This is a genomic window from Anaeromyxobacter oryzae, assembly GCF_023169945.1.
GTDB classification, from domain to species: Bacteria; Myxococcota; Myxococcia; order Myxococcales; family Anaeromyxobacteraceae; genus Anaeromyxobacter; species Anaeromyxobacter oryzae.
Genome location: NZ_AP025591.1, coordinates 3,132,557 through 3,155,147 on the forward strand (window position 1 = coordinate 3,132,557; position 22,591 = coordinate 3,155,147).

A 22,591-nucleotide genomic window follows, 5' to 3' on the forward strand; every position below is an offset into this window, starting at 1 on the left:
CCGTGCGCGCCCTTGCGCTCGGCGTGGACCTCGGGGGCACGAACGCGCGCGCCGCGGTGGTCGACCGCGACAGCGGCGAGATCGTCGCGTCGCACAAGGAGCCCCTGCGGGATCGCGCGCCGGAGGCGGTCGTCGCGATCGTGGTCCACGCGATCCGCGAGGCGACCGGGGCGGCGGGGATCTCGCCCGACGCGTGCGGCGGCGTCGGCGTGGGGGTGGCCGGCCAGGTGCTGGGATCGACCGGCGTCGTCATCAACGCGCCGAACCTCGGCTGGCGCGACGTGCCGTTCGGCCGGCTGCTCGAGGGCGCCCTCGGGATCCCGGTCACGGTCGCCAACGACCTCTCCGTCGCGGCGTGGGGCGAGAAGCGCTTCGGCGCGGCGAAGGGGCTCGAGGACGTCGTCCTCGTCTTCGTCGGCTCCGGCGTCGGCTCCGGCCTCATCCTCGGCGGCCGCCTCCACTCCGGGGCGCAGGGCGTCGCGGGCGAGTTCGGTCACGTGAAGGTCCGCCCGCTCCGCCCCGAGACCGCGATCCGCCGCTGCGGCTGCGGCCAGCTCTCCTGCCTCGAGGCCTACGTCTCCGGCGTGAACGTCGCGGCGCGCGTCCGCGAGGACCTCGCGGCGGGTGTCCCGACGCTCGTCGGCGAGCGGGTGAAGGGCGATCTTTCGCGGGTCAACGCGAGCGCCATCGACGACGCGTTCTCCGCGGGCGACCCCTACGCGATCGCGCGCTGGGAGGAGAACGGCGAGCTGCTCGGCACCGCGATCGCGAACCTCGTCACGATCCTGAACCCGGCCCGCGTGATCCTCGGCGGCGGCGTGATCCTCGGCTGCCCGAACCTCGCCCGCCTCGTCACACGCCACTTCGAGGAGCAGGTGCTCCGGGCGTCGGCGCGCGGCCTCTCGGTCGAGCGCGCCTGGCTCGGCGACGACGCGGGCGTGATCGGCGCGGCGGTGCTGGCGTAGCCGCTCGCTACCGCAGCTCGTACCGGAACGAATACCGGATCCAGCTCGCGACCGGCGTGTCGCCGCGCCGGGCGGGCTGGAACCGGCAGTGGCGCCGGACCGATGCCACCGCGGCTGCGCCGAACCCGTGCCCTGGATCCTCGACGACGACGGCGTCCGCCACGGCGCCGTGCTCGTCGACCAGGAGCCGCAGGACGACGCGCCCCTCGACGCCGGCGCGACGCGCCTCGGCGGGATACTCGTCGTCGGGCGGGCTGCAGCCGCCCGACGGCCGCGCCGGCGTCGTCACCTCGTCCGGTGCCGCGTACCGCTCCGCCTGGTAGGGCCGGACCTCCTTCGGGTCCGGCGCGGTCCGCGGCATCGCGCCGTAGAGCGTGTTCCCGGCGGGCGCCGCCATGCCGGTGGCGGTCGTGGTCGCCTCCATCGAGATGCCGATCCTCGGCGGCGCGCGAGACGGCGGGGCGGCGTCGGGCGGGGGCGGCGCGTTCGGCGGCGGGGGGGCAGGCGCGGCGCGCGGCGGCGGCGCGGCCGGGACGCGGGGGCGGGCCGCGAGTCGGGGCGCGGGTGCGGCGGGAGCGGCCGGTGGAGCGGGCGCCGGTGGCGGCGGAGCGGGCGGCTCCGGCTGCGCCACCGCCACGAGCTCAACCGGGACCTCCTCGGACCGCGGCGCCGCCGGAAGGCGCAGGATCGCGAGCGCGAGGCCGCCGTGCAGCGCCGCGGAGAGGACCACCGCCGCCGGACCCCGGACGGTCACCTAGCGCTCCCGCTCGACGTGGATCGCGAACCGGGTCGCGCCGGCGCCCCGCACGAGGTCGAGGACGTGCACGACGGAGCCGTGGAGCGCGCCCTTGTCCGCCGAGATGAGCACCCGGGCGTCCTGGTCCTTCGCCACCGCGTCCCGCGTGCGCCGGACGAGCTCCTCGTCGGTGAGCCGGACGCCGTCGAGGTACGTGGTGCCGTCCTTCGCGAGGACCACGGTGAGGAGCGTCCCGGCGGACTCGCCGCCGTGGGCGACGCGGGGGAGCTCGACGCGGATCGCGGCGCGCACGATGTACGACGCGGTCACCATGAAGATGATGAGGAGGACGAGGACGATATCGACCAGCGGCGTCACGTTGATGCCGCTGATGAGGTCGTCATCGTCGCCGCCGTTGGTGCCCGCCACGACTAACGCCCTCCGGTCGGCCGCGCCTCGAGGGAGGCGACCGCCGCGTGCCCGAGCGCGCTCGCGCGCTGGGTGGTGCGGCGGAGCGCGCGCTGGAAGAGGTTGTACGAGACGACCGCGGGGAGCGCCACGATGAGCCCCACCGCGGTGGCGACGAGCGCCTCGCTGATGCCCGCCATCACCGTCCCGGCGCCCGCTGCGCCCGGGTTCCGGGAGAGGTCCACGAACGCGCGGATGATGCCGAGCACCGTCCCGAAAAGGCCGATGAAGGGGGCGTTGTTCCCGAGCGTCCCGAGGAACGCGAGCCGCCGCTCGTACGGGATGCGACCCTGCTCGATCGTCGCGGCGACCACCTCGCGGAGCGCGTCGGCGCCCTTCGCCGCGTGCGACACGACCGCGCGCACCACGTCGGCCTCCATGCCCGCCTGCTTTCCGACCGCGGCGGCGGCTCCCGCGAGATCCCCGGAGAGCAGCAGCCGCGCGAGCCCGTCGACGTCCCGCGGCCGCCGCGCGACGAAGAACACGGTGCGCTCGATCATGATGGCGACGGAGCCGAACGACAGGATCACGAGCAGCCAAAGCACCCACTCGGCGCCGAGGTTCGTGAGGGCGAGGAGCTTCTGGGAGAGCATGTTTTCGAGGCCTTTCCCGCGTGGGGACGCCGGTAGTGAAGCCCCGGCGCCGCGGGGTGTCAAGGCGTGGTCCGGGGGCGCGCGCCGCAATCACGATTGGTGAATGGTTGGTGACGGAAGGTGAAATGACGATCCGCGTCGCGCGGCGCGCATCGCGATCCATCCGGGTGCGGAGCGTCGCAGGTCGCGCGCGGAAGCAAGAAAAACACGCGTCGCTTCCTTGACGTGCAAGATCCCGCCGCGCTAACCTCCGCTCAACATTGTCCATTCCAGAGTGTCCATCGACATCGAATGGACGTTCCGAGGAGGGAACAAGATGCCCGCGAAGAAGAAGGCCGTGAAGAAGACCGCTGCGAAGAAGCCGGCTGCGAAGAAGAAGGCCACGAAGAAGGCCAAGAAGTAACTGCCGCTCTTCGAGTAACTGCGTAGCGCCGCGGCCGCCTCCGGGCGGCCGCTGCTTTTTCCGGCTACCTCTCTCCCGTGTCGCTCACCGCCCGCGAGATCGCCGACGTCGTCTCCGAGCTCGGGCCCCTCGTCGGCGCCCGCGTCGATCAGGTCCGCGTGCACGCCGAGCGAGCGCTCACGCTCGAGCTCTTCGGCGCGGGCGGAGAGGCGCGCCTCCTCCTCTCCGCCGAGCCGGACCTCACCCGTCTCCACGTCGTGGCGCGCCGCCCCACCGCGCCGGAGACGCCGTTCGCGTTCCAGGCGGTCCTCCGGAGGGAGCTCGAGGGCGCGCGCCTCGCCGGGATCGAGGCCTGGCCGGGCGACCGCGTGGTCGCCCTCCGCTTCGACCGCTCCGCCGGGCCGATCCGGCTCGTCGCAGAGCTGACCGGCCGGCACGGCAACGTCTTCCTCGTCGGCGACGACGGCATCATCCGCGCGAGCGCGGGCCGGAACCTCTCCGAGCGCCGCCGCCTCGTCCGCGGTCAGCCCTACGTCCCGCCCACGCTCCCGGGCGGCGGCGAGGCCGCCCAGGCGCGGCAGCGCTTCACCCCCGTCGAGGGCGCGCCGTTTCCTCTCTCCGCCGCGATCGACGCCGAGTACCGCGCTCGCGAGGAGGAGCGGCTCGTCGCGGAGGGACGACGCCGCCTCCGCGAGCCGGTCCGCGCGGCGATCGCCCGCGCGGGGCGTGCGCTCGTGAAGCTCGCCGACGAGGCGGCGCGCGTACCCGCAGCGGAGGGCGACCGCCGCGCGGCCGACCTCCTCAAGGCGAACCTCCGGCTCGTCCGGCGCGGCGCGCGCGAGGTGACCGTCACGGAGTGGACGGAGGAGGGCCCGCGCGAGGTGAGGGTCGCCATCGACCCTGCGCTCACGCCGCTGGCGAACATGGAGCGCTACTACCGGCGCTACCGCCGCATCGTCGACAGCGCCGCCCGGGTCGCCGCGCGAGACGCCGAGGTCCGGACGCGCATCGAGCGGCTGCGCGCGCTGCTCGCCGCGATCGACGCGGCCGCGCTCGCCGACCTCCCGCGGCTCGAGAAGGACGCGCGCAAGCAGGGCGCCGGACCGCGCCCGGCGCCCGCGGCCCGCCGGCGCGACGACGAGCCCGCCGCGCCCTACCGGACGTTCCGTTCGCTCGCCGGGCTCGCGATCCTGGTGGGGAAGGGCGCCGCCGAGAACGACCGGCTGACGGTCCGCGTCGCCAAGGGGAACGACGTCTGGCTCCACGCCCGCGGCCACAAGGGCGCGCACGTGGTGGTCCGGATCGAGAAGGGGAGGCCGCCCGACGGCGAGACCCTGCTCGACGCGGCGCACCTCGCGGCGCACTTCTCGGACGCGCGCGGCGAGCCGCAGGTGGACGTCGCGTACACCCGCGCGAAGTACGTGAAGAAGCCGAAGGGCGCCGCGCCGGGCGCGGTCTCGTACAGCCAGGAGAAGGTCATCGGGCTCCGGATCGAGACCGCGCGGATCGAGCGCCTGCTCGCCGAGGAGGAGGGGGAGCAGGCGGGCTGACGCCGACAGGTCGGGAACACAAGGGCCACGGGCCACGGGACCTCGGGTCACGGGCACGGAGAGGCCCGGCACGTTGACGGGAACGGGCACGGGCACGAGGGGCGGCTACCGATCGACCAGGGGGCTGGTGGCGCGTGCGCACAGCCGGCCCTTGATGGGCGGGCGCCCCCTTCCGTAGGATCGCTCCCGCTTGCGCCCCGCGGAGTCGAACCGTCAGCTCACGCTCGTCCAGCAGCCGCGGGAGGCGCGCGTCGCCGCCGCCCACCGGCTCGCGGACGAGCTCTCCGTCCACCTCTCCGAGCGCGTGCGCCTCACCGTGCACGACAACCGCTCGACCATGGTCTCGTTCCGGCGCGCGCCGGGCGAGATCCACTACCGCGTGCACCACATGTTCCTCGAGGCGCCGGGGGACGTCGTGACCGCGCTCGCGGCGTTCGCGGGACCGGGGCGCGGCGGGGCCGCGGCGCGGCGGCGCGCCGCGGGAAGCCGCATCGACGCGTTCGTCCGCCAGCACCGCGAGCGCATCGCAGTGCCGCGAGCCGATCGCCTGCAGCCGCGCGGCCGCACGCACGATCTCCAGGCGATCTACGACCGGCTCAACGCCGAGCACTTCGGCGGCGCCATCGAGGCCCGTATCGGGTGGGGGCCGGTTCGCAGCGGCCGCCGCCGGCGGACCGTGAAGACCGGCGTCTACGTCCAGGACGCGCGCATCATCCGGATCCACCCGACGCTGGACCGCCCCGAGGTGCCGGAGTTCTACGTCGCGACGGTGGTCTTCCACGAGATGCTCCACCAGGCGGTGCCCGCGCGCGAGGTGGACGGGCGGCGCATCGTGCACGGCGCGGACTTCCGCCGCCGCGAACGGGCGTACCCCGACTACGGGCGCGCGAAGGCGTGGGAGGAGCGGAACCTCGGCCTGCTCCTCTCGTCGCCGGCGTGACGCGCTCTGGCCGCGGCCCCCGCGCCGCTCCGGAGCCCCATCCGGCGCGCGCCGTTTCGGACCGGCGCGGTCCGCGACGCTGTGCCATCATCGGGCGGCCCCGATGGCCCGTCCGCACCTCGCGCTGCTCGCCCTCGCCCTCGTCCTCGCCCTCGGGAGCGGGTGCATGCGCGCGCGGGGCACGCCCGACGAGCCGGTCGTCACCGCGCTCGAGATCCGCGGCGCCAAGGCGCTCGCCCCGGACACCATCAGGAAGCGCCTCGCGACGCAGGCGTCGGGCCGCTATGCCTGGGACCAGGCGATCCGTCTCGACCCCGACGCGCTCTCGGTGGACCGGCGGCGCGTCGAGGCGCTGTACCACGCGAACGGCTACTACGACGCAGAGGTGAAGGACGTCCGGCTCGTGCCGGACGGCAAGGGGCGCGTGAAGGTCGTGATCGAGGTCGACGAGGGCGCGCCGGTGCGCGTCACCGCGCTCGACGTGACCGGGCTCGACGACACGCCCGACGCGCGCGCGCGGCTCGGGAAGCTGCCGCTCTCGGTCGGGGACGTGTTCACCGTCGGCGGGTACGACGCGGTGAAGGCGCAGATCCTCCGGACGCTGCGGAACTCCGGGTGGGCCAACGCGGAGGTGACGCAGGAAGCGCACGTCTACCCGCCGGAGCACGGCGCCGAGGTGCGCTACGCCGTGAAGCCCGGGCAGCGCTTCAAGTTCGGCCCCATCTTCGTGGCGGGCACGGCCGCGATCCCGCGGGACCGGATCCGGGACCAGGCGCTCGACGCGGTGAAGCCCGGCGACTGGTACTCCGACGAGGCGCTCGCGAAGGCGCAGACGCGGGTGTTCGACCTCGGCGTCTTCGGCGGCGTCCGCGTCACGCGCGGGACGCCCGACGTCCAGCGCGGCGTCATCCCCGTCGTGGTCGCGGTCCGCGAGGCGCCGTTCCGCACCATCCGCGCCGGACCGGGCGTGGGCGTCGAGGCGAACACGCGGTGGGACGTGCATGGCACGGCGGGCTGGACGAACCGGAACTTCTACGGCGACCTCCGCCGCCTCCAGCTCGACCTGCGCGTCGGGTACGCCTGGATCTTCAGGGCCAACGCGAAGCAGGGCCCGGTCGGGCTCGCGACGACCGAGTTTTCCCAGCCCGGCGCGGTGAGCCGTCACATCGACGCCGCGGTCCGGCTCGAGCTCGAGCGGGGGCTCGAGCAGGGGTACGACTTCTATTCGGAGCGGCTCCGGTTCTCGTTCCCGCTGCGGATCCAGCGGCGCTGGACGCTCGTCCCCTCGTACAACCTGGAGGTCTACCAGCTCTTCAACGTCGCGGAGAACCCCACGCCGTCCGTGCCGGGGCAGACGGGACCGCAGCTGCAGAACTGCCAGGGGACGGTCTGCCTGCTCTCGTACCTCGAGCAGCGCGTCGGGTGGGACGGGCGAAACGATCCCATCAACACGCGGAAGGGCGTGTTCGTCCTCACCTCCTTCCAGGAGGGCTTCCGGTTGGGGCGCTACGGGTATCGCTACCTCCGCGTCGTACCCGAGGGGCGCTTCTTCGTGCCGCTCAGCGAGGGCGTGGTGCTCGCCGCCCGCGCGCGCGTCGGCGCCCTCATCCCGCTCACGCAGTCGGGTGCACCGCCCATCGTCGCTCGGTTCATGGCGGGCGGCCCCCAGTCCATGCGCGGGTACTACACGAACCGGCTCTCGCCGATGATGCTGCTGAACGGCGACTGGATCCCGGTCGGCGGCAACGGGCTCGCCGACGGCTCGCTCGAGCTCCGCTTCGACATCAGCGGGCCGATCGGCGGCGCGGTCTTCCTCGACGCGGGTAATGTCTCGAAGCCCACCGGCGTCCCCTCGGAGTGGCGCACCGTGCTCGACCCGACCCTGCTCCAGTGGGCGACCGGGTTCGGAGTGCGCTACCGCACGCCGTTCGGTCCGGTCCGCCTCGACGTCGGCGTGCAGGTCCCGGTCGACTGGGCCCCGGGCGTCTCGTTCCCGCACCGGTTCCCGACGGTGCCGAGCGTGGAGAACGCGGGCGAGCCCATCAAGGACAGCACAGGCGCGGTGATCGGCACCGTGCCGCTGGAGCACCGCGAGCCGTGGATCGCCATCCACCTCTCGCTCGGGGAGGCGTTCTAGTGCGGGCGGTCCGTGCCCTGCTCTGGGCGGTGCGGGCCGTGGCCTGGTTGGTCCTCACGATCCTCGCCGTCGCCGGCGTCGCGCTCTCGCTCGTGGTCGCCGTCGCGGGCTCTGGCGCGGGCCGCCCGCTCGTGGCGCGATTCCTCGTCTCTTACGCGGACGCGGCGGTCGCGGGGCGGCTCGAGCTGGGCGGTGTCGACGTGCTCTCGCGCGGGGGCATCGGGCTGCGGAACTTCCGCGCGTTCGATCCGGACGGGCACCTCGTCCTCGACGTGGACCGCGTGCAGGTCTTCGCCGACGTGACCCACCTCCGCAACCGGTCCATCGGGCTCCAGATCGAGCTCGACGGGCCGGCGGTGCTCGTCGAGGAGGAGCCCGACGGCGGCATCTCGCTCGCGCGCGCGTTCGCGCCGGCGCACCCGTCGCCGCCGCGGCCGCCGCGGCCGCCCGGAGCGGAGCAGCCGCGCGAGGCCGGGCCCGGCTGGACCGCCCGCATCGCCAGCCTCAAGATTCGCGACGGCGTGGTCTGGTGGGTCGATCGCGCGGGCGACACGCGGCTCGAGGCGAGCGGGCTCGAGGTGGACGGCCGCGGCCTCGTCGGCCCGGACCGGACCCGGGTGGACGTCGCGCTCCGCGGCGCGCTCGCCTCTCCGATCTCCGGCCCGCTCTCCCTCGAGCTGCGCGGCGGGAGCGACGGCCAGGCCGCGCGCGTCACCGTGCTCCGGGCGCGCGTCGGGGACACCGTGCTCGAAGGGCTCGGCCAGCTCGATCTCGCGACGGGCGCCGGCCGCGCCGCGCTCCTGCAGGTCGCCGTCGATCGCGCCGAGGTGCGCGCCGTCGTCCCCGCCGCGGGGCAGGGCGCGGATCTCGCCCTCGCCGCCTACGCCGAGTCCGACGGTCGGGTCGCCACCGCGGCGGTGAACTTCGCGCCCCGCGCGCCGGGACCGACCGGCCGGGGCGACGTCGCGGCCGCGGCACGGGTGGACGGCGCCCGCGCCCTCGGCTTCGACGTGGACCTCGATCACGTCGACCCCGCACGCGTTCACGGGGCGGCGCCGGCCGGCGAGATCACGGTCCGCGCGCACGGCGCGGTGGCGGGGACGTCGCTCGAGGCCCTCCGCGGCCGCGTCTCGCTCGCCCTCGCTCGCTCGCGCCTGCGCGGCGGGACCCTCGGCCCCGGCGAGGCGGACGTTTCCGTGGACGCGGGGACCTGGACGGTGCGGCGGCTCACCCTCGCGGCGCCCGGGCTCGCGCTGGACGGCAGCGGCACCTGGCGCGCCGGCGGCGCCGTGGGCGGGAAGGTGACCGCGGACGGGAAGGATCTCGCGGCGGCGCTCCGGAACGTGGAGGCGCTCCTCGGGGCGAAGCTGACGCCGCTCGAGGGCCGCGCCCGGATCGAGGCGCGGCTCGGCGGGACCGCCGCCGCGCCGGTGCTCGACGCGACGGTGGACGCGCCGGCGCTCGCCACGGACGGTGTCCGCCTCGTCGTCGCCCGCGCGGAGGTGCACGTCACCGGACCGCTCCGCGCGCCAGCGGGGACCGTGGACGCCACGGTGGAGCGGCTCCGCGCCGGCGGCGACGAGGTCGCCCGCGCGCTCTTCGTCCGCGGCACGGTGTCGGCCGGCGAGGCGCGCCTCGCGGCGTCGGCCTCGGTCCCGCGGCTCGGGCGAGATCCCGTCACGCTCGACGTGCGGGCCCGGCGCGAGGGACCGCGCGGCGAGGCGCTCCTCCTCGACGAGCTGATCGTCGGCTACCCCGGCACGCGGTACGCGCTCGTCCGGCCCGCCACGCTCCAGCTCGCCGGGCCGCGCGTCGACTGGCTGGAGCTCGCGGCGGGGCCCCAGCACATCGCCGTCGCGGGTGGCCTCGGCGCGCGCGGCGCGCTCGACGCGCGGGTCCGGCTCTCGGCGGTCCGCCTCGAGGGCCTCCCGGCCGGGCTGCTCCCCGTCGGCCTCGATCTCTCCGGCGCGGTGACGGCGGACGTCCGCGCGACCGGGACGACCCGGAAGCCGGTGCTGGCCGGGACGGTCGGGCTGGAGGACGGGACGTGGCGGAACCTCGCCGGCCTCCACGCCTCGGGCGACCTGCGCTGGGACGGCGGCACCCGGCGCGCCGCGGCGTCGCTCGCGGTCGGCCGCGCCGCCGGAGGCGCCGCCGACGTGGCGCTCGAGCTCCCGGTGCCGCTCGCGGGCCGCCCGGGCGAGAGGCTCTCGGTCCGCCTCCGCGCCGCGGCGCTCCCGGTGGAGGACCTGCTGCGCGCCCTCGGCGTGGAGGACGTACCGGCGTCCGGGAAGCTCGCCCTCGACGCGCGCCTGGAGGGGGCCGTCGCGACGCCCGCGCTCCGCGCGGAGGCGACGCTCTCCGAAGGCAGCTGGGACGACCTCTCGGCGATCGGCATCACCGTCACGGCCGACGCACCGGGCGAGAAGCTCGATCTCTCGGTCCGCTCCACGCTGGATGGCCGCCCGGCGGTGGAGGGCCACGGCGAGCTGCCGCTCGACCTGTCCGAGCTCCTCATCCGGCCCGCGCCCGTGGTCGCGGCCCTCCGCACGTCGCCGTTCACGGCCGACGCGACCGTCCCCGGGCTCCTGCTCGAGGAGCTGTCCGGCCGGCTCGGGATCCCGGAGCGGCTCGCGGGACGGCTGAGCGCGACCGCGCGCGTGGAGGGGACGCTCGCGGCGCCGCGCGGCGCGGTCTCCGTCGACGTCGCCGGCGGCCGGTACCAGCGGTGGACCGGGATCGACGGCCACGTGGAGGCGCGCGCGGACGCGGCGCGCCTCGCGCTCGCCGGCCAGGTGGCGCTCCAGGGCGAGCAGGTCGTCCGGCTCACGGCGTCGCTCGGCGCGCCGCTCGAGCGGCTCGCCACGCGCGACGGCCTGCGCGCCGCCGCGCTCGCGCTCGACGCGGAGATCCCCGGCGCCGCGCTCGCGCGCGCCGGCGGGCCGGACGGACCCGTCTCGGGGAAGGTGCGCGGGACCGTGACCGCTCGCGGGACGCTCGCGGCGCCGCGGCTCGCCGCCGATCTCGCGGGGACCGCCCTCGCCCTCTCCGGGACGCCGGTCGGCGACGCGCACGCACTCCTCGACGCCGCCGGCGGGAGCGCGCACGCCTCGATCGAGCTCGCGGCGGCGCCGGGCGGGACGCTGCGCGCCGCGTTGTCGCTCGCGGCCCCGCTCTCCATCGACATGCCCGCCGGCGCCCTGCGCACCGCGCCGGCGGAGCTCACCTTGAAGGCCGACGCGCTCCAGCTCGGGTTCCTGCCCGCGGTGGCGCCGACGGTCTTCCGCGCCGCGAGCGGCCGCCTCGACGCGGACGTCTCAGCGAAGGGCCCGCTCCAGCGGCTCTCGCCGCGCGGCAAGGCGCGGATCCAGGGCGGGCGGCTCGCGATCTCCGAGTTCGGCGACTGGACCGGCATCGAGCTCGACGCGACCGTGACCGACGACGCGGTGGAGGTCCCGACCTTCGTCGCGCACCGCGGCAAGGGCAAGGTCGAGGCGCACGTCGCGCTCCGGGGGATGTCCTCCGGCGTCGGGAAGCTCCAGGGGAGCATCGAGAGCACCAACCTCACCGTGTCCAGCTCCGGGAGCGACATCGCGACGTTCACGATGCAGCTCGACGCCGACGGGACCTGGAAGCCGGACGCGCTCGACGTGAAGCTCACGGCGGCGCGCGGCGCGCTGGTGCGGCTCCCGAAGCGCGTGCCGCGGACGCTCCAGCCGCTCGACAAGCGCGCGGACATCGTCGTCGGCCCGCGCCGGAAGGAGCGGCCCGGCCGCGCGACGCCGCCGCGACCGGCGGTCGCGACGAACCCGTTCTCGCTCACCGTGCGCGTCGTCGCGCCCGGGCGCGTGCAGGTGCAGGGCGACAACCCGTTCGTCCGGATCGACCTCAAGGCCGACGTCACGTACGAGCGGGTCGGCTCGGACGACTACATGTCCGGCACCGTGGAGGTGGTGCGCGGGGACGTGGAGCCCATCTCCGGCCGCCGCTTCGCGATCCGGCGGGGGAAGGTCACGTTCACCGGTGGCCCGCCCAAGGCCGCGCTCCTCGACGTCGAGGCGGTGTACGACAACCCGGACGCGACGGTCACCGTGAACGTCGCGGGACCGGTGGGGGATCCTGAGATCCGCCTCAGCTCCCAGCCGCCGATGGACGACTCGCAGATCGCGCTCCTCATCGCGACGGGCCGCCTCGAGCTCAAGCCCGGGACGGGCGGCGTCCAGGCGTTCGGCCAGGAGCAGACCGGCTGGGCGACGGCGGGCGCCCTCGTCGCGACGCAGCTCTTCCGCGACGTGATCCAGGACCGGCTGCCGCTCGACACGGTGTCGCTCGACGCCTCGGCGCTCCGCGCCGGCAAGTACGTGACGGATCGGATCTACGTCGGCTACACCCACCGGTTCGACGCGCGGACGGACCAGGGCCAGAATGCGGACGAGGTCCGCGTCGAGTACCAGATCACGCCGCGCTGGTCGTTCGAGGTTCGCTACGGCAACGCGCAGTCCGGCAGCGGCAGCCTGATCTGGTCGAAGGACTACTGACTGACGGCGGCGCCGTTCGTGGTGAGCCCGTCGAACCACGAATGGGCGCGCCGGTCGGCCTTCGACCGGGCCCGGCGAGCCGGGGGGTAAGCCGGAGCGCGGGGCCGTTCGCCGACCGATGCCCAGATTCGGGACCGGAGGCCGGATGGCGGACGCAGGCCGGGGCGGCGGGCGAGCGGACGAGGAGCTCGCGAACGTCCTCGAGAGGAACATCGAGGCGCTCCTCGCCCGGCGCCGCGCGGAGGAGCGCCGGCAGTCGCGGACGGATCGGGTCGCGGCGGCCATCGGGCGCTTCGCGGGGTCCATGACGTTCGTCTACCTGCACCTCGCGGTCTTCGGCGCCTGGGTGCTCGCGAACGCCGGCGTGCTCCCGGTGCCGCGCTTCGACCCGGACTTCGTGAAGCTCGCGACGTTCGCGTCGGCGGAGGCGATCTTCATCTCGACGTTCGTGCTCGTGATGCAGAACCGGATGGCCACGCAGGCGGACAAGCGCGCCGATCTCGACCTGCAGGTGAGCCTGCTCGCGGAGCACGAGGTCACGCGCCTCATCCGGCTGGTCGCCGCGATCGCGGAGCGGCTCGGCGTGGACGAGTCGCGCAGCCCGGATCTGCCGGAGCTCGAGCGCGACGTCGATCCCGAGCGGGTGCTCGACCGGATCGAGCGGGCGGAGGAGAAGGCCGGGGAGCGGGAGCGGCCGGGCGCGTGAGCGGGCCCGGCGGCCCTCAGGCCCCGGACTTCACGCTCGCGAGGCGCGGCCGCGCGTCGCCGCGCGCGGGGCGGGCGGCACGCCACAGCTCTCGCCCGATCCACGCGGCGAGGACGAGCCAGAGGATCGTCCGGACGACGCCGGTCGGGTGGAAGACGTGATCCCGGAACGCCGGCTCCCACCGGAGCGCCCGCACGTGGAACGCGACGTAGAAGTCCCAGAGCGACACCGCCGAGAGGATCAGGAAGAGGCGGAGCGGCGCGGCCGCGAGCGCGCCGGCGAGGAAGCCGTAGAGCGCGTACTGCGGGCTCCAGATCTTGTTCGTCGCGATCCAGGCCACCAGGGCGAGCGCGGCCCCGAGGCGGACCGCGCGGTGCGCGTCCCGCCCGGCGCGGGCCGTCGCGAGCGTCGCGGCGCAGGCGGCGGCGGTCGCGGCGAGGAGCGGCCCCGTCGAGAGGAGCTCCAGCAGCGGACCGCGCTGCACGTGGAGCGCGTCCCAGATCGAGTTCTCCGCGCCGCGGCCGGCGTTGAACCGGAAGAACCACAGGAACCCGTCCGGCGCGGCGAGATAGACGGGGAGGTTCACGGCGAGGAGCGTGACGGCGAGCGCACCGGCGAACCGGAGGAGCGGCGCGCGGGGCGGGCGCGCGGCGAGGGCGACGAGCGCGGGCGGGACGAGCACGCCCGGGAAGAGCTTCGCGGACACGCCGAGCGCCGCGAGCGCGCCCGCGCCGCCCGGCCGCGCGCGGGCGAGGGCGAGCGCCGCGAGCGCGAGGAGGGCGATGGGGAGGAGGTCCCAGTTCAGCCCCGCGTAGAGGACCAGCGCCGGGGTCGCTCCGAGCCACCCCGGGCGCGCCCCGGGGATCCGGTCGAGCGCGAGGAGCGCCGCCAGGAGGCACGCGGCGAGCGCGGCGTACGTCACCGTGAAGTGGACCAGCGCGCCGCCCGGGACGAACGACGGCAGCCACAGCGCCGCCCCGAGCAGCACCGGGTACTCGATGCGGTCCTCGAGGTACGGCACCGGGCGGCCGCCGCCGAGATAGCGGTCGCCGTGCAGCGCGATGACGTCGGAGTAGCAGAGGTGCTCGAAGGACCAGAACCGGTACCGCGCCCCGGCGTGGGCGGCACCGCGGGCCACGTTCACGTACCCGAGCGCGAGCCACAGCCCCGCGAGCGCGAGGACGAGGCGACGGGCCGAGCGGGCACGGGCGGCGTGGTCCACGGAGGGCGCACGCTAGCACGGATGCAGCGCGCCCGGCCGCCACGGCGGAGGGGCCCCGGCGCGGCGGGCGAGCCGTGCCGCGGCGGCGGTTCGAGATTTCAGAGAGAAAGGGAGGCCGGACATGCTCATGCTGCTCGCGACCATCCTCATCGTCGCCTGGATCGTCGCCCTCGCGTTCAAGGTCACCGTCGGTGCCATCCACCTGCTCCTCATCGCGGCGATCGCGCTCTACATCATCGGGTTCTTCCGCGGTCGGACGGGCCGCGCGACCGTCTGACGACGCCGGGCGGCGCGCCGGCGCGAGCGGCCGGCGCGGCGCTCGGCTAACATCCGGGTCGGGTGAGCACGCTCCAGCGACTGACCGCCGCCTTCGGCGAGGCCGTCTCGCGGACGGGCCCGGCGTCGCCGGCGATCCTGTTCGTCGCGAGCTTCATCGAGTACGTCTTCCCGCCGTTCCCCGGGGACCTCGTGGTGGTCCTCGGGGCCTGGTACGCCGTCCACGGCGAGCTCTCGTGGCCGGTCGCCTTCCTCTCCGTCACCGCGGGCGCCGTGGTGGGCGCGTTCGTCGATCACCAGATCGGCGCGTCGATCGGGCGGCGCCTCGACGCGCGCGCCGCGCGGCGCGGGGCGCTCTCCTCGGAGCGGCTCGCCCGCTTCGAGGTGAGCTACCGGCGCTGGGGGCCGGCGCTGCTCGTCGCGAACCGGTTCCTGCCCGGCGTCCGCGCCTTCATCTTCCTCGCCGCGGGCGCGTGCGGGATCCCGCTCCGGACCGTCCTCGTCTTCGGCGGGATCTCCGCCGCGCTCTGGAACGCCCTCCTCCTCGCGCTGGGCGGACTCGCCGCCCGGAACGTCGACGAGCTGGTGCTGATCGTCGACCGCTACACCCGCGCGGCGTGGGTGGTGCTGGGGGGCGTCGTGGTCGTCGCCGCCGCGGTCGTGCTCTGGCGGCGCCGCGCCGCGGCCCGGGCCGGCCGCGACGGGCGGCCGGCGCCGGAGGGGCGGTGACGGCGGTCCTCGCCGCCGCGCTCCTCGCCGCGCTGCCGGCCGGGAGCGCGCGGTACCGCGTCGAGATCGGCGGCGTCCACGTCGGCGTCGCGGAGCTGGAGGTCCGGTGCGAGGGTGCGCGGTGCCGGGCCCGGTTCGCGTCCCGGCTCGCGCACGGGGAGGCCGCCGGCGGCCGCATCGCCGCGCGGACGACGCACGTCGAGGTCGACGGCGCGGGACGGGTCGCCGGACCGGTCGCGGTCGAGGTGGACGGCGCGCCGGTGCCCGCGCGCGTCGTGCCGGGCGCGGTCCCGGCGGCCCTCGCCGAGGTGGTCCTCCTCGATCGGCTCCGCGCGGGCGGCGACCCGTGCGCGGAGGTCTTCGACGAGGAGAGCGGCGCGGCGGCCCCCGCCTGTGCGCGCCGGGACGGCGAGGTCGCCGTCGTGGAGGTGCTCGGCGTCGTGGAGCGGATCGTCCCGGGCGCGGACGGATGGCCCGCGGAGATCGCGATCCCGGCGCAGCGCGCCCGGTACGTCCGCGACGAGCACGCGGCGCTCCCGGCCTCGCCGCTCCGGCTCGAGGTCCGCGTGCCCGGCCCGGCGGATCCGCGGCTCGCGCGCCGCTTCTGCGGGCTCGAGGTCGATCCGCCGGCCCCGCGGGCTCCGGCGGCGGCCCCGGAGCCGCGCGCGCCGGGCGCGAGCTGCCGGGAGCAGGCCGCGGCGTGGGTCGCGCTCGCCCGCGCCCGCGGGCTCGATGCGCGCGTCGCGGTGGGCGTCGCGCACGACGGCGCCGGCTTCGTCTGGCACGCCTGGGCGGAGGTCCGCGACGGGGCGGCATGGATCGCCGTCGACCCGGCGTTCCGCGAGGCGCCGGCGCGCGCGCCGCGCTTCACGGTCGCGCGCTACCGCCCGGACGACGCCGCCGCCCGGGACGCCGCCGGGCGGCGGATCCTCGCCTGCTGGGGCGCCGCGCGCGTCGAGTAGGTTCCGCACGCACCCGCGGTGCCCGCGCCGCGCGACGTCGCCCGGACGGTCGGGCGCTCCGGTAGGATGCGGACGTGGCCGCGCCGAAGCCGTTCGATCGCACCGAGACCGTGATCGCCGCCGACCGGGCCCGCGCCAGTGGCCGGCGCCGGAAGGCGATCGCGCTCTACCGGGCGGTGCTCCAGGCGCGGCCGGACGACGCCACCGTGCACGGGAAGCTCGCGCCGCTCCTCGCCGCGAGCGGCGAGCGCGCGAGCGCCCTCGCGAGCTTCCGCGCCGCGGTGTCGGGCCACCTCGCCGCCGGCTTCACCGACCGCGCGCTCGCCGTCCTCGCCCAGGCGACGGAGGCGTACCCGGACGAGGAGCCGCTCTGGGAGGACGTCGCGCGGCTGCAGGTCTCGCGCGGCCGGCGGGCGGACGCGGTCGCGGCGCTGTCCCGCGGCGGCGCCCGGCTCGTCGCGCGCAAGGCGCACGCCTCCGCGGAGCGGGTGCTCCGGCGGGCCGGGCAGCTCGAGCCCTGGCACGCCGAGACGACCCTCACGCTCGCGCGCGCCCTCGCCGGCACGGGGCGGCGCGGGGACGCGATCCGGCTCCTCGACGGGCTCGCCGAGCGGAGCGGAGGGCGGACGCGGTCCGCCGCCCGGCGGCTCGCGGTGCGGCTCGTGCCGGGCCCCCGGACGCTCTGGCGCTGGCTCCGCGGGTAGCCAGGCGCCAGTGGCCGTCGCGCCGCGCCGCGGCCATCTTGTGAGTCGTGAACCTCATCGCGATCTACGTCGAGGATCACCTCGCGCTCTCGCTCGCCGGCATCCGCCTCGCGCGGCGCTGCCGGGACGAGAACCGCGACGGCGAGCTGGGCGCGTTCCTCGAGCGGCTCGTGCCGGAGCTCGAGGAGGACCGCGCCGTCCTGCGGGACGTCGCGCACGCGCTCGGCGCCGGCGCGAGCGCCTGGAAGGACCTCGCCGCCGCCGCCGGGGAGTGGGCGGGGCGGTTCAAGCTGAACGGGCGGTTCCTCCGGTACTCGGAGCTGTCGCGGGTGTGGGAGCTCGAGGCGCTCCTCGCCGGATCGGACTCGCGGCGCGGCCTGTGGAAGCTCCTCGGCAAGGTCGGCCGGAAGGATCACCGGCTCGCCGGGTTCGGCTTCGAGGCGCTCGAGGAGCGGGCGAAGGCGCACCGCGAGGCCCTCGAGCGGCACCGGGTCCGCGCCGCGGACGCCGCGTTCCGGCCGCGCCGCGCGCGGCCGAGGGCGGGGGCGCCCGTCCCGGCGCGGTGAGGACGCTCCGTCCGAGGACCGCGGCGGCGCCGAGTCGGCGATCCCGTCACGCCCGCGTCGCGAGGAACCGCAGCAGCGCCGTCGCCTTCGGCACGAGCGATCCGAGGTCGACCTCCTCGGCCGTCGTGTGGAAGCCCTTCCCGCGGGGGCCGAGCCCGTCGATGGACGGGATGCCCGCGGCGCCGGTCGTGCAGGCGTCGGAGCCGCCGCCGACGAGCGGCGCCTCGCCGAGCCCGAGGCCGCTCTCGCGCTGGCAGTCGCCGTAAGCCTTCGCGAGCGCGGACGACTCGCGGGTGCGCTCGAGGGGATCGCGCCAGCCGCCCTGCGAGATCTCGATGGACGTCCCCGGGACCGCCGCCTCCGCGGCCGCCTCGCGGATCGCGGCGAGCAGCGCCTCGCCGTCGGCCACCGTCTCGAACCGGAGGTCCACCTCGCAGCGCGCCGCCGCGGGGACGGTGTTCTTGGTCGTGCCGCCGGAGACGAGCCCGACGCTCACCGTGAGGCCGCGCCCGTAGTCGGTGAGCGACTGGACCCGATCCACGAACCGGGCGATGGCCCAGATCGCGTTCCGCCCCTTCTCGTGCTCGTTCCCGGCGTGGGCGGCGACGCCGCGCGCCTGCGCGACGACGGACCCGACGCCCTTCCGCCGGGTGACGAGCAGGTCGCCTGGGCGGCCCGACTCGAAGCACAGGGCGCAGGCGGCGCCGGCGGCGTGGGCCCGGGTGACGGGCTGCGACTCCGGCGAGCCGACCTCCTCGTCGGAGACGAGGATGCCCTTCACCGGGACCCTCTCGAGCAGCCCTGCCCGCTTCGCGGCGGCGAGCCCGAAGAGCATCACGACGATGCCGCCCTTCATGTCGAACACGCCGGGGCCGAAGGCGCGGTCGCCGTCCTTGCGGAACCCGTCGAACGTGCCGGGCGCGTACACCGTGTCGGTGTGCCCGAGCAGGAACACCGACGCACCGGGTGCGCGGTCCGCGAAGAGCACGTGCGGCCCGAACCGCTGCGACGAGTGGAGCTTCACCTCGAGTCCGAGCGTCCGGAGCTGGCCCGCCGCGAGGTTCGCCACCGCCTCGACGCCGGCGCGGTGCTGCGTGAACGAGTTCTGGGAGACGAGGCGCTCGAGGAGCGCCTCCATCGGCCCCCGCTGCCCCGCCAGCCAGGCGAGCGCGTCCTCCATGCGAGACGCCATCGGCTCTCCATTCATCACGGGGGCGTGCGCCCCGCCGCGCCGTCACGGTCGCTGGCCGGGCGCGGTCGCCCCGGGTATAAGGGCCCGGCATGGCAACGGGCAAGCGCTTCAAGGCCGCGGTCGTCGGGGGATCGGGCTACGGCGGCGCCGAGATGATCCGGCGTCTGCTCGTGCACCCCGACGTCGAGCTGGTGCGGGTCGCTTCCATCGACTTCGTGGGCGAGCCGCTCGCCGCGGCGGACCCGGCGCTCGAGCAGGTGACGGACCTCGTGTTCGAGGGGATCCCGCCGGGCGAGGCCGCGCAGGGCGTGGACGTGGTGCTCCTCGGGCTCCCGCACACGGTCGCCGCGTCGAAGCTCGCCGAGATCGCCGCGGCGTCGCCGACGGTCAAGGTCGTCGACATGAGCGGCGACTTCCGGCTGAAGGACGTCGCGTCGTACGAGCGCTGGTACAAGCACACGCATCCGTGCCCGGAGCGGCTGAAGGACTTCGTGTACGGGCTGCCCGAGCTGAACCGCGAGGCGATCCGCAAGGCCCGCTTCGTCGCGTCGCCGGGCTGCTTCGCGACCACGATCGAGCTCGCGCTCCTGCCGCTCGCGCGGGCCGGCCTCCTCGAGGGCGTCGTCCACGTCCAGGGGATCACCGGGTCGTCGGGCTCCGGGGTCGCGCCGTCCGCGGGTACGCACCACCCGGTCCGGGCCGGCAACCTCCGCACCTACAAGCCGCTCGAGCACCAGCACGTGCCGGAGATCACCGAGACGCTCGCCCTGGCCGGCGCGCGCGACCTCCAGCTCCGGTTCGTCCCGGTCTCGGCGCCACTCGTCCGCGGCATCCTCGCGACCGCGTTCGTCGAGCTGCCGGAGGAGTGGACGCCGGCGCGCCTCGAGGCGCTCTACCGCGAGACCTACGCGGGCGAGCCGTTCGTGCGCGTGCCGCGGAAGCGCCTCCCCGAGGTGGCGGCGGTCTCCGGCTCGAACCACGCCGAGGTCGGCGTCGCGGCCGGCGCGCCGCGGAACGGCCGCCGCACCGTGACCCTGTTCGGCGCGACCGACAACCTCGTGAAGGGCGGGGCGGGGCAGGCGATCGAGAACATGAACCTCATGCTCGGGCTCGACGAGAAGGCCTCGCTCGCCGACCCCGGCCCGTGGCCCCCATGACCCACACCATCGTCCTGAAGCTCGGCGGCGAGCTCGTCCACTCCCCCGAGCTCGACGTCATCGCGAAGGATCTCCGCGCGCTCGTCGACGGCTTCAACCGGGTCGCGATCGTCCACGGCGGCGGGCCGCAGGCCACCGCGCTCCAGAAGACGCTCGGCCTCGAGACGCGGATGGTCGCCGGCCGCCGCTTCACCGACGAGAAGACCCTCGAGGTGATGAAGTACGTCGTCGCGGGCCAGCTCAACGTCGATCTCTGCGGCCGGCTCCTCGCGAACGGCGTCATGGGCGTCGGCCTGCACGGCGCGAGCGGCTGGATGGTCCAGGCGCGAAGGCGGCCGCCCCGCGTCATGCAGGGCGCGGGGCCGGAGCCGGTGGACCTCGGCCTCGTCGGCGACGTGATCGGCTTCAACCTGCCGCTCCTCGGCGACCTGTTCGAGCGGCGCTACGTCCCGGTGCTCGCCTGCCTCGGCTGCGACGACCGCGGGCAGGCGCTGAACATCAACGGCGACACCGTCGCGAGCCAGCTCGCGGGCGCGCTCCGCGCCGACGCGCTCGTCCTCGTCACCTCCACGCCGGGCGTGCTCCGCGACGTGAAGGACCCCGCGAGCCGCATCCCGCGGATCACCCGCTCCGAGTTCGAGCGCATGGTCGCCGACGGGACGATCTCGGGCGGCATGATCCCGAAGCTCGAGGAGTCCTTCGACGTGCTGAAGGGCGGCGCCCGCTCGGTCGTCATCATCGGGAAGCTCGCCCCCGGCGACCTCGCGCGCGCGGTCCTCTCGCCCGGCGCGGCGGGGACGGTGCTCGTCGCGGAGTAGTCGCGCCTCGGGCCGGGTCCACGCGGACGCGGGCCACGGGGACGGGCGGCGGGTTCGCGGTCGCGCTCGGCGCTGTGACTACACCGCCGAGAGCGCCCGCTCGAGGTCCGCCTGCAGGTCGCGGAGGTCCTCGATCCCCACCGAGAGCCGGACCAGGTTGTCGGTGATCCCGAGCGCCGCGCGGGTCTCCGCCGGGATGGAGGCGTGCGTCATGATCGCGGGGTGGTCGACGAGCGACTCGACGCCGCCGAGGCTCTCCGCGAGGGTGAACACCCGGCAGGCCTCGAGGAAGCGGCGGCAGGCGGCGAGATCGCCCCGCGGGAAGAACGTGATCATGCCGCCGGGCCCGCTCGTCTGCCGTGCGGCGAGCGCGTGCTGCGGGTGCGACTCGAGGCCGGGGTAGATCACCCGCTCGACCTTCGGGTGCCGCTCGAGCCAGCGCGCGAGCGCGGTCGCGTTCTCCGCGTGGCGCTGCATCCGGACGTGCAGCGTCTTGAGGCCCCGGAGCACGAGGAACGAGTCCATGGGCGGCAGCACCGCGCCGACGGCGTTCTGGAAGAACGCGAGCCGCTCCGCGAGCGCGCCGTCGCTCGTGACGAGGAGCCCGCAGACCACGTCGCTGTGGCCGTTCAGGTACTTCGTCCCGGAGTGGAGCACGACGTCCGCGCCGAGCGCGAGCGGGCGCTGGAAGTACGGGCTCATGAAGGTGTTGTCGACGCCGACCTTCGCGCCGCGCGCGTGCGCGTGCGCGAGCGCGGCGACGGCGCGGACGTCCACCACCTTCAGCATCGGGTTCGTCGGCGTCTCGATCCAGACGAGCCGCGTGGCCGGCCGGAGCGCGGCCTCCGTGGCGCCCAGGTCCGTCATGTCCACGTACGAGAACTCGAGGCCGAGCTGCCGGAAGACCTTGTCGAAGATCCGGAAGGTTCCGCCGTAGAGGTCGTCCGAGCAGAGGACGTGATCGCCCGACCGGAGCACGTGCAGCAGCGTCGAGAGCGCGGCGCACCCGGACGCGAAGGCGAAGCCGTGGGTGCCGCCCTCGAGCGCGGCGACGCAGTCCTGGAGCGCGAACCGCGTCGGGTTCTGGGTCCGGGAGTACTCGAACCCGCGGTGCTTCCCGGGCGACTCCTGCGCATACGTGGACGTGAGGTACACCGGCGTCATCACCGCGCCGGTGGTGGGGTCGGGCGCCTGCCCGGCGTGGATGGCGAGGGTCCCGAAACCGGCGTCGCGCGTGATGGTCATGGGGGCGGAGGTAACCACGGCCCGCGCGCGCCGGGAAGCGGCTCGCGCGGCAGCGCCCAGGCGGGCCGCCGGTCGCCGCCCAAGGGCGCGTCAGCGCCGCGGGATCCGCTCGAGCGGGACCGACACCGGGACGGCGCGGCCGGAGACGTACACGCCCTCTTCCACGAGGGTGAGCCGCGCGAGCTCGGGGTTCGGCGCGCCGCCGGGGGCGAGCGCCTCGAGCGGGCCGAAGTCCACGCGCACGCGCACGGCCTCGCCCCGGGTCACGGCCTGCACCTGCCCGCGGGCGGCGCCGCCGTCGGAGCAGCGCGGCGGGGTGTCGAGGAGGCAGACGCGCGCGACGGGGACGTCGGCGCCGGCGCCGGCGCGGAGCCGGACGCGCCCGAGATCCACGCGGACGGGCGCGTCGCCGACTGCGCGGACGACCCGGACCACGCTCGCCTCGGGATCGGCGACCGAGGCGCTCTCCACCCGGTACTCGACCTGCCCGCCCGCGAGCGGCTCGACGTGGACCGGTGCCGCGCCGTCCCCGAACGTGCCCTCGGCGCGGTAGCGCCAGGTCGGGTCCGAGGTCGCGCACGCGGCGAGGGCGGCCGCCGCGGCCAGGGTGACGAGGACGGGTCGAGCGCGGGGCATCGAGGTCTCCGCGACCAGCAGAGCACGACGCCCGCGCCCGGTCGAGTC

Annotated in this window: 21 protein-coding genes; 14 read left to right on the forward strand and 7 right to left on the reverse strand. The window is 75.9% G+C overall.

Annotated elements, in window-relative coordinates; genetic code table 11:
- Window positions 1–2 precede the first annotated feature (2 nt).
- Complete coding sequence (locus AMOR_RS13575) at window positions 3–965, forward strand: ROK family protein (protein ID WP_248361929.1); 963 nt, start codon at window positions 3–5, stop codon at window positions 963–965.
- A 7-nt stretch (window positions 966–972) separates the two neighbouring features.
- On the opposite strand, the gene AMOR_RS13580 is transcribed toward AMOR_RS13575, so the two are convergent.
- From AMOR_RS13580 to AMOR_RS13590, 3 genes are read right to left on the reverse strand one after another with little or no spacing between them, the layout of a single operon-like run.
- Window positions 973–1,719 (reverse strand): energy transducer TonB, encoded by a 747-nt coding sequence (locus AMOR_RS13580; RefSeq protein ID WP_248361931.1) that lies wholly within the window; start codon window positions 1,717–1,719, stop codon window positions 973–975.
- On the reverse strand, window positions 1,720–2,130 hold the full coding sequence (locus AMOR_RS13585; RefSeq protein WP_248361933.1) for an ExbD/TolR family protein: 411 nt from the start codon (window positions 2,128–2,130) through the stop codon (window positions 1,720–1,722). It lies immediately after the preceding gene.
- Window positions 2,131–2,132: 2 nt separating this feature from the next.
- Entirely contained in the window at window positions 2,133–2,762 is a 630-nt protein-coding gene (locus tag AMOR_RS13590) for a MotA/TolQ/ExbB proton channel family protein (protein WP_248361935.1), read from the reverse strand.
- A gap of 274 nt (window positions 2,763–3,036) precedes the next feature.
- Between AMOR_RS13590 and AMOR_RS29650 the strand changes: the two genes are divergently transcribed.
- The 6 genes from AMOR_RS29650 (at window position 3,037) to AMOR_RS13615 (ending at window position 13,036) form a co-directional block, all read left to right on the forward strand.
- Window positions 3,037–3,165, forward strand: coding sequence for a hypothetical protein (locus AMOR_RS29650; RefSeq protein ID WP_256468130.1), 129 nt, complete (start codon window positions 3,037–3,039; stop codon window positions 3,163–3,165).
- 77 nt (window positions 3,166–3,242) lie between these two features.
- Window positions 3,243–4,715: an NFACT RNA binding domain-containing protein gene (locus tag AMOR_RS13595; RefSeq protein WP_248361937.1), complete on the forward strand. Its 1,473-nt coding sequence runs from the start codon at window positions 3,243–3,245 to the stop codon at window positions 4,713–4,715.
- A 190-nt stretch (window positions 4,716–4,905) separates the two neighbouring features.
- Window positions 4,906–5,655: a hypothetical protein gene (locus AMOR_RS13600; protein WP_248361939.1), complete on the forward strand. Its 750-nt coding sequence runs from the start codon at window positions 4,906–4,908 to the stop codon at window positions 5,653–5,655.
- A gap of 103 nt (window positions 5,656–5,758) precedes the next feature.
- Complete coding sequence (locus AMOR_RS13605; protein WP_248361941.1) at window positions 5,759–7,792, forward strand: autotransporter assembly complex protein TamA; 2,034 nt, start codon at window positions 5,759–5,761, stop codon at window positions 7,790–7,792.
- Complete coding sequence (locus AMOR_RS13610) at window positions 7,792–12,330, forward strand: translocation/assembly module TamB domain-containing protein (RefSeq protein ID WP_248361943.1); 4,539 nt, start codon at window positions 7,792–7,794, stop codon at window positions 12,328–12,330. The genes AMOR_RS13605 and AMOR_RS13610 overlap by 1 nt, the downstream gene beginning before the upstream one ends.
- Window positions 12,331–12,475: 145 nt before the next feature.
- Window positions 12,476–13,036: a DUF1003 domain-containing protein gene (locus tag AMOR_RS13615; RefSeq protein ID WP_248361945.1), complete on the forward strand. Its 561-nt coding sequence runs from the start codon at window positions 12,476–12,478 to the stop codon at window positions 13,034–13,036.
- Between the two features lie 16 nt (window positions 13,037–13,052).
- Here the strand turns inward: AMOR_RS13615 and AMOR_RS13620 are convergent, their stop codons facing one another.
- Window positions 13,053–14,258 carry a hypothetical protein gene (locus AMOR_RS13620; protein ID WP_248361947.1) on the reverse strand — a complete coding sequence of 402 codons (1,206 nt, stop codon included), beginning with the start codon at window positions 14,256–14,258 and terminating at the stop codon, window positions 13,053–13,055.
- A 121-nt stretch (window positions 14,259–14,379) separates the two neighbouring features.
- On the opposite strand from AMOR_RS13620, the gene AMOR_RS13625 reads away from it, so the two are divergent.
- From AMOR_RS13625 to AMOR_RS13645, 5 genes are all read left to right on the forward strand, one after another.
- On the forward strand, window positions 14,380–14,535 hold the full coding sequence (locus AMOR_RS13625) for a DUF5670 family protein (RefSeq protein ID WP_248361950.1): 156 nt from the start codon (window positions 14,380–14,382) through the stop codon (window positions 14,533–14,535).
- Window positions 14,536–14,597: 62 nt separating this feature from the next.
- Window positions 14,598–15,263 carry a DedA family protein gene (locus AMOR_RS13630; RefSeq protein WP_248361953.1) on the forward strand — a complete coding sequence of 222 codons (666 nt, stop codon included), beginning with the start codon at window positions 14,598–14,600 and terminating at the stop codon, window positions 15,261–15,263.
- Window positions 15,260–16,225, forward strand: coding sequence for a transglutaminase domain-containing protein (locus AMOR_RS13635; protein WP_248361956.1), 966 nt, complete (start codon window positions 15,260–15,262; stop codon window positions 16,223–16,225). Before AMOR_RS13630 ends, AMOR_RS13635 begins: the two co-directional genes overlap by 4 nt.
- A gap of 74 nt (window positions 16,226–16,299) precedes the next feature.
- Window positions 16,300–16,929 carry a tetratricopeptide repeat protein gene (locus tag AMOR_RS13640; protein WP_248361959.1) on the forward strand — a complete coding sequence of 210 codons (630 nt, stop codon included), beginning with the start codon at window positions 16,300–16,302 and terminating at the stop codon, window positions 16,927–16,929.
- Window positions 16,930–16,976: 47 nt separating this feature from the next.
- Window positions 16,977–17,495 (forward strand): hypothetical protein, encoded by a 519-nt coding sequence (locus tag AMOR_RS13645; RefSeq protein WP_248361962.1) that lies wholly within the window; start codon window positions 16,977–16,979, stop codon window positions 17,493–17,495.
- 46 nt (window positions 17,496–17,541) lie between these two features.
- Here the strand turns inward: AMOR_RS13645 and AMOR_RS13650 are convergent, their stop codons facing one another.
- Window positions 17,542–18,687: a M20/M25/M40 family metallo-hydrolase gene (locus tag AMOR_RS13650; protein ID WP_248361965.1), complete on the reverse strand. Its 1,146-nt coding sequence runs from the start codon at window positions 18,685–18,687 to the stop codon at window positions 17,542–17,544.
- An 89-nt stretch (window positions 18,688–18,776) separates the two neighbouring features.
- On the opposite strand from AMOR_RS13650, the gene argC reads away from it, so the two are divergent.
- Entirely contained in the window at window positions 18,777–19,844 is a 1,068-nt protein-coding gene (argC, locus tag AMOR_RS13655; RefSeq protein WP_248361967.1) for an N-acetyl-gamma-glutamyl-phosphate reductase, read from the forward strand.
- Entirely contained in the window at window positions 19,841–20,662 is an 822-nt protein-coding gene (gene argB / locus AMOR_RS13660; protein WP_248361970.1) for an acetylglutamate kinase, read from the forward strand. Before argC ends, argB begins: the two co-directional genes overlap by 4 nt.
- 78 nt (window positions 20,663–20,740) lie before the next feature.
- Here argB and AMOR_RS13665 read toward each other — a convergent pair whose 3' ends face one another.
- Together AMOR_RS13665 and AMOR_RS13670 are read right to left on the reverse strand one after the other, a co-directional pair.
- On the reverse strand, window positions 20,741–21,907 hold the full coding sequence (locus tag AMOR_RS13665; protein WP_248361973.1) for a cystathionine gamma-synthase: 1,167 nt from the start codon (window positions 21,905–21,907) through the stop codon (window positions 20,741–20,743).
- Between the two features lie 90 nt (window positions 21,908–21,997).
- The gene (locus tag AMOR_RS13670) at window positions 21,998–22,543 is read right to left on the reverse strand and encodes a hypothetical protein (protein ID WP_248361975.1); all 546 of its coding nucleotides are present in this window, start codon (window positions 22,541–22,543) and stop codon (window positions 21,998–22,000) included.
- Window positions 22,544–22,591 lie beyond the last annotated feature (48 nt).

Excerpts from the sequence above, each read along its gene's own strand:
- argC (WP_248361967.1), top strand. The coding sequence starts at position 18,777 with ATGGCAACGGGCAAGCGCTTCAAGGCCGCGGTCGTCGGGGGATCGGGC.
- AMOR_RS13605 (WP_248361941.1), top strand. The coding sequence starts at position 5,759 with ATGGCCCGTCCGCACCTCGCGCTGCTCGCCCTCGCCCTCGTCCTCGCC.
- AMOR_RS13590 (WP_248361935.1), bottom strand. The coding sequence starts at position 2,762 with ATGCTCTCCCAGAAGCTCCTCGCCCTCACGAACCTCGGCGCCGAGTGG.
- AMOR_RS13625 (WP_248361950.1), top strand. The coding sequence starts at position 14,380 with ATGCTCATGCTGCTCGCGACCATCCTCATCGTCGCCTGGATCGTCGCC.
- AMOR_RS13665 (WP_248361973.1), bottom strand. The coding sequence starts at position 21,907 with ATGACCATCACGCGCGACGCCGGTTTCGGGACCCTCGCCATCCACGCC.
- AMOR_RS13615 (WP_248361945.1), top strand. The coding sequence starts at position 12,476 with ATGGCGGACGCAGGCCGGGGCGGCGGGCGAGCGGACGAGGAGCTCGCG.
- argB (WP_248361970.1), top strand. The coding sequence starts at position 19,841 with ATGACCCACACCATCGTCCTGAAGCTCGGCGGCGAGCTCGTCCACTCC.
- AMOR_RS13650 (WP_248361965.1), bottom strand. The coding sequence starts at position 18,687 with ATGGCGTCTCGCATGGAGGACGCGCTCGCCTGGCTGGCGGGGCAGCGG.
- AMOR_RS13670 (WP_248361975.1), bottom strand. The coding sequence starts at position 22,543 with ATGCCCCGCGCTCGACCCGTCCTCGTCACCCTGGCCGCGGCGGCCGCC.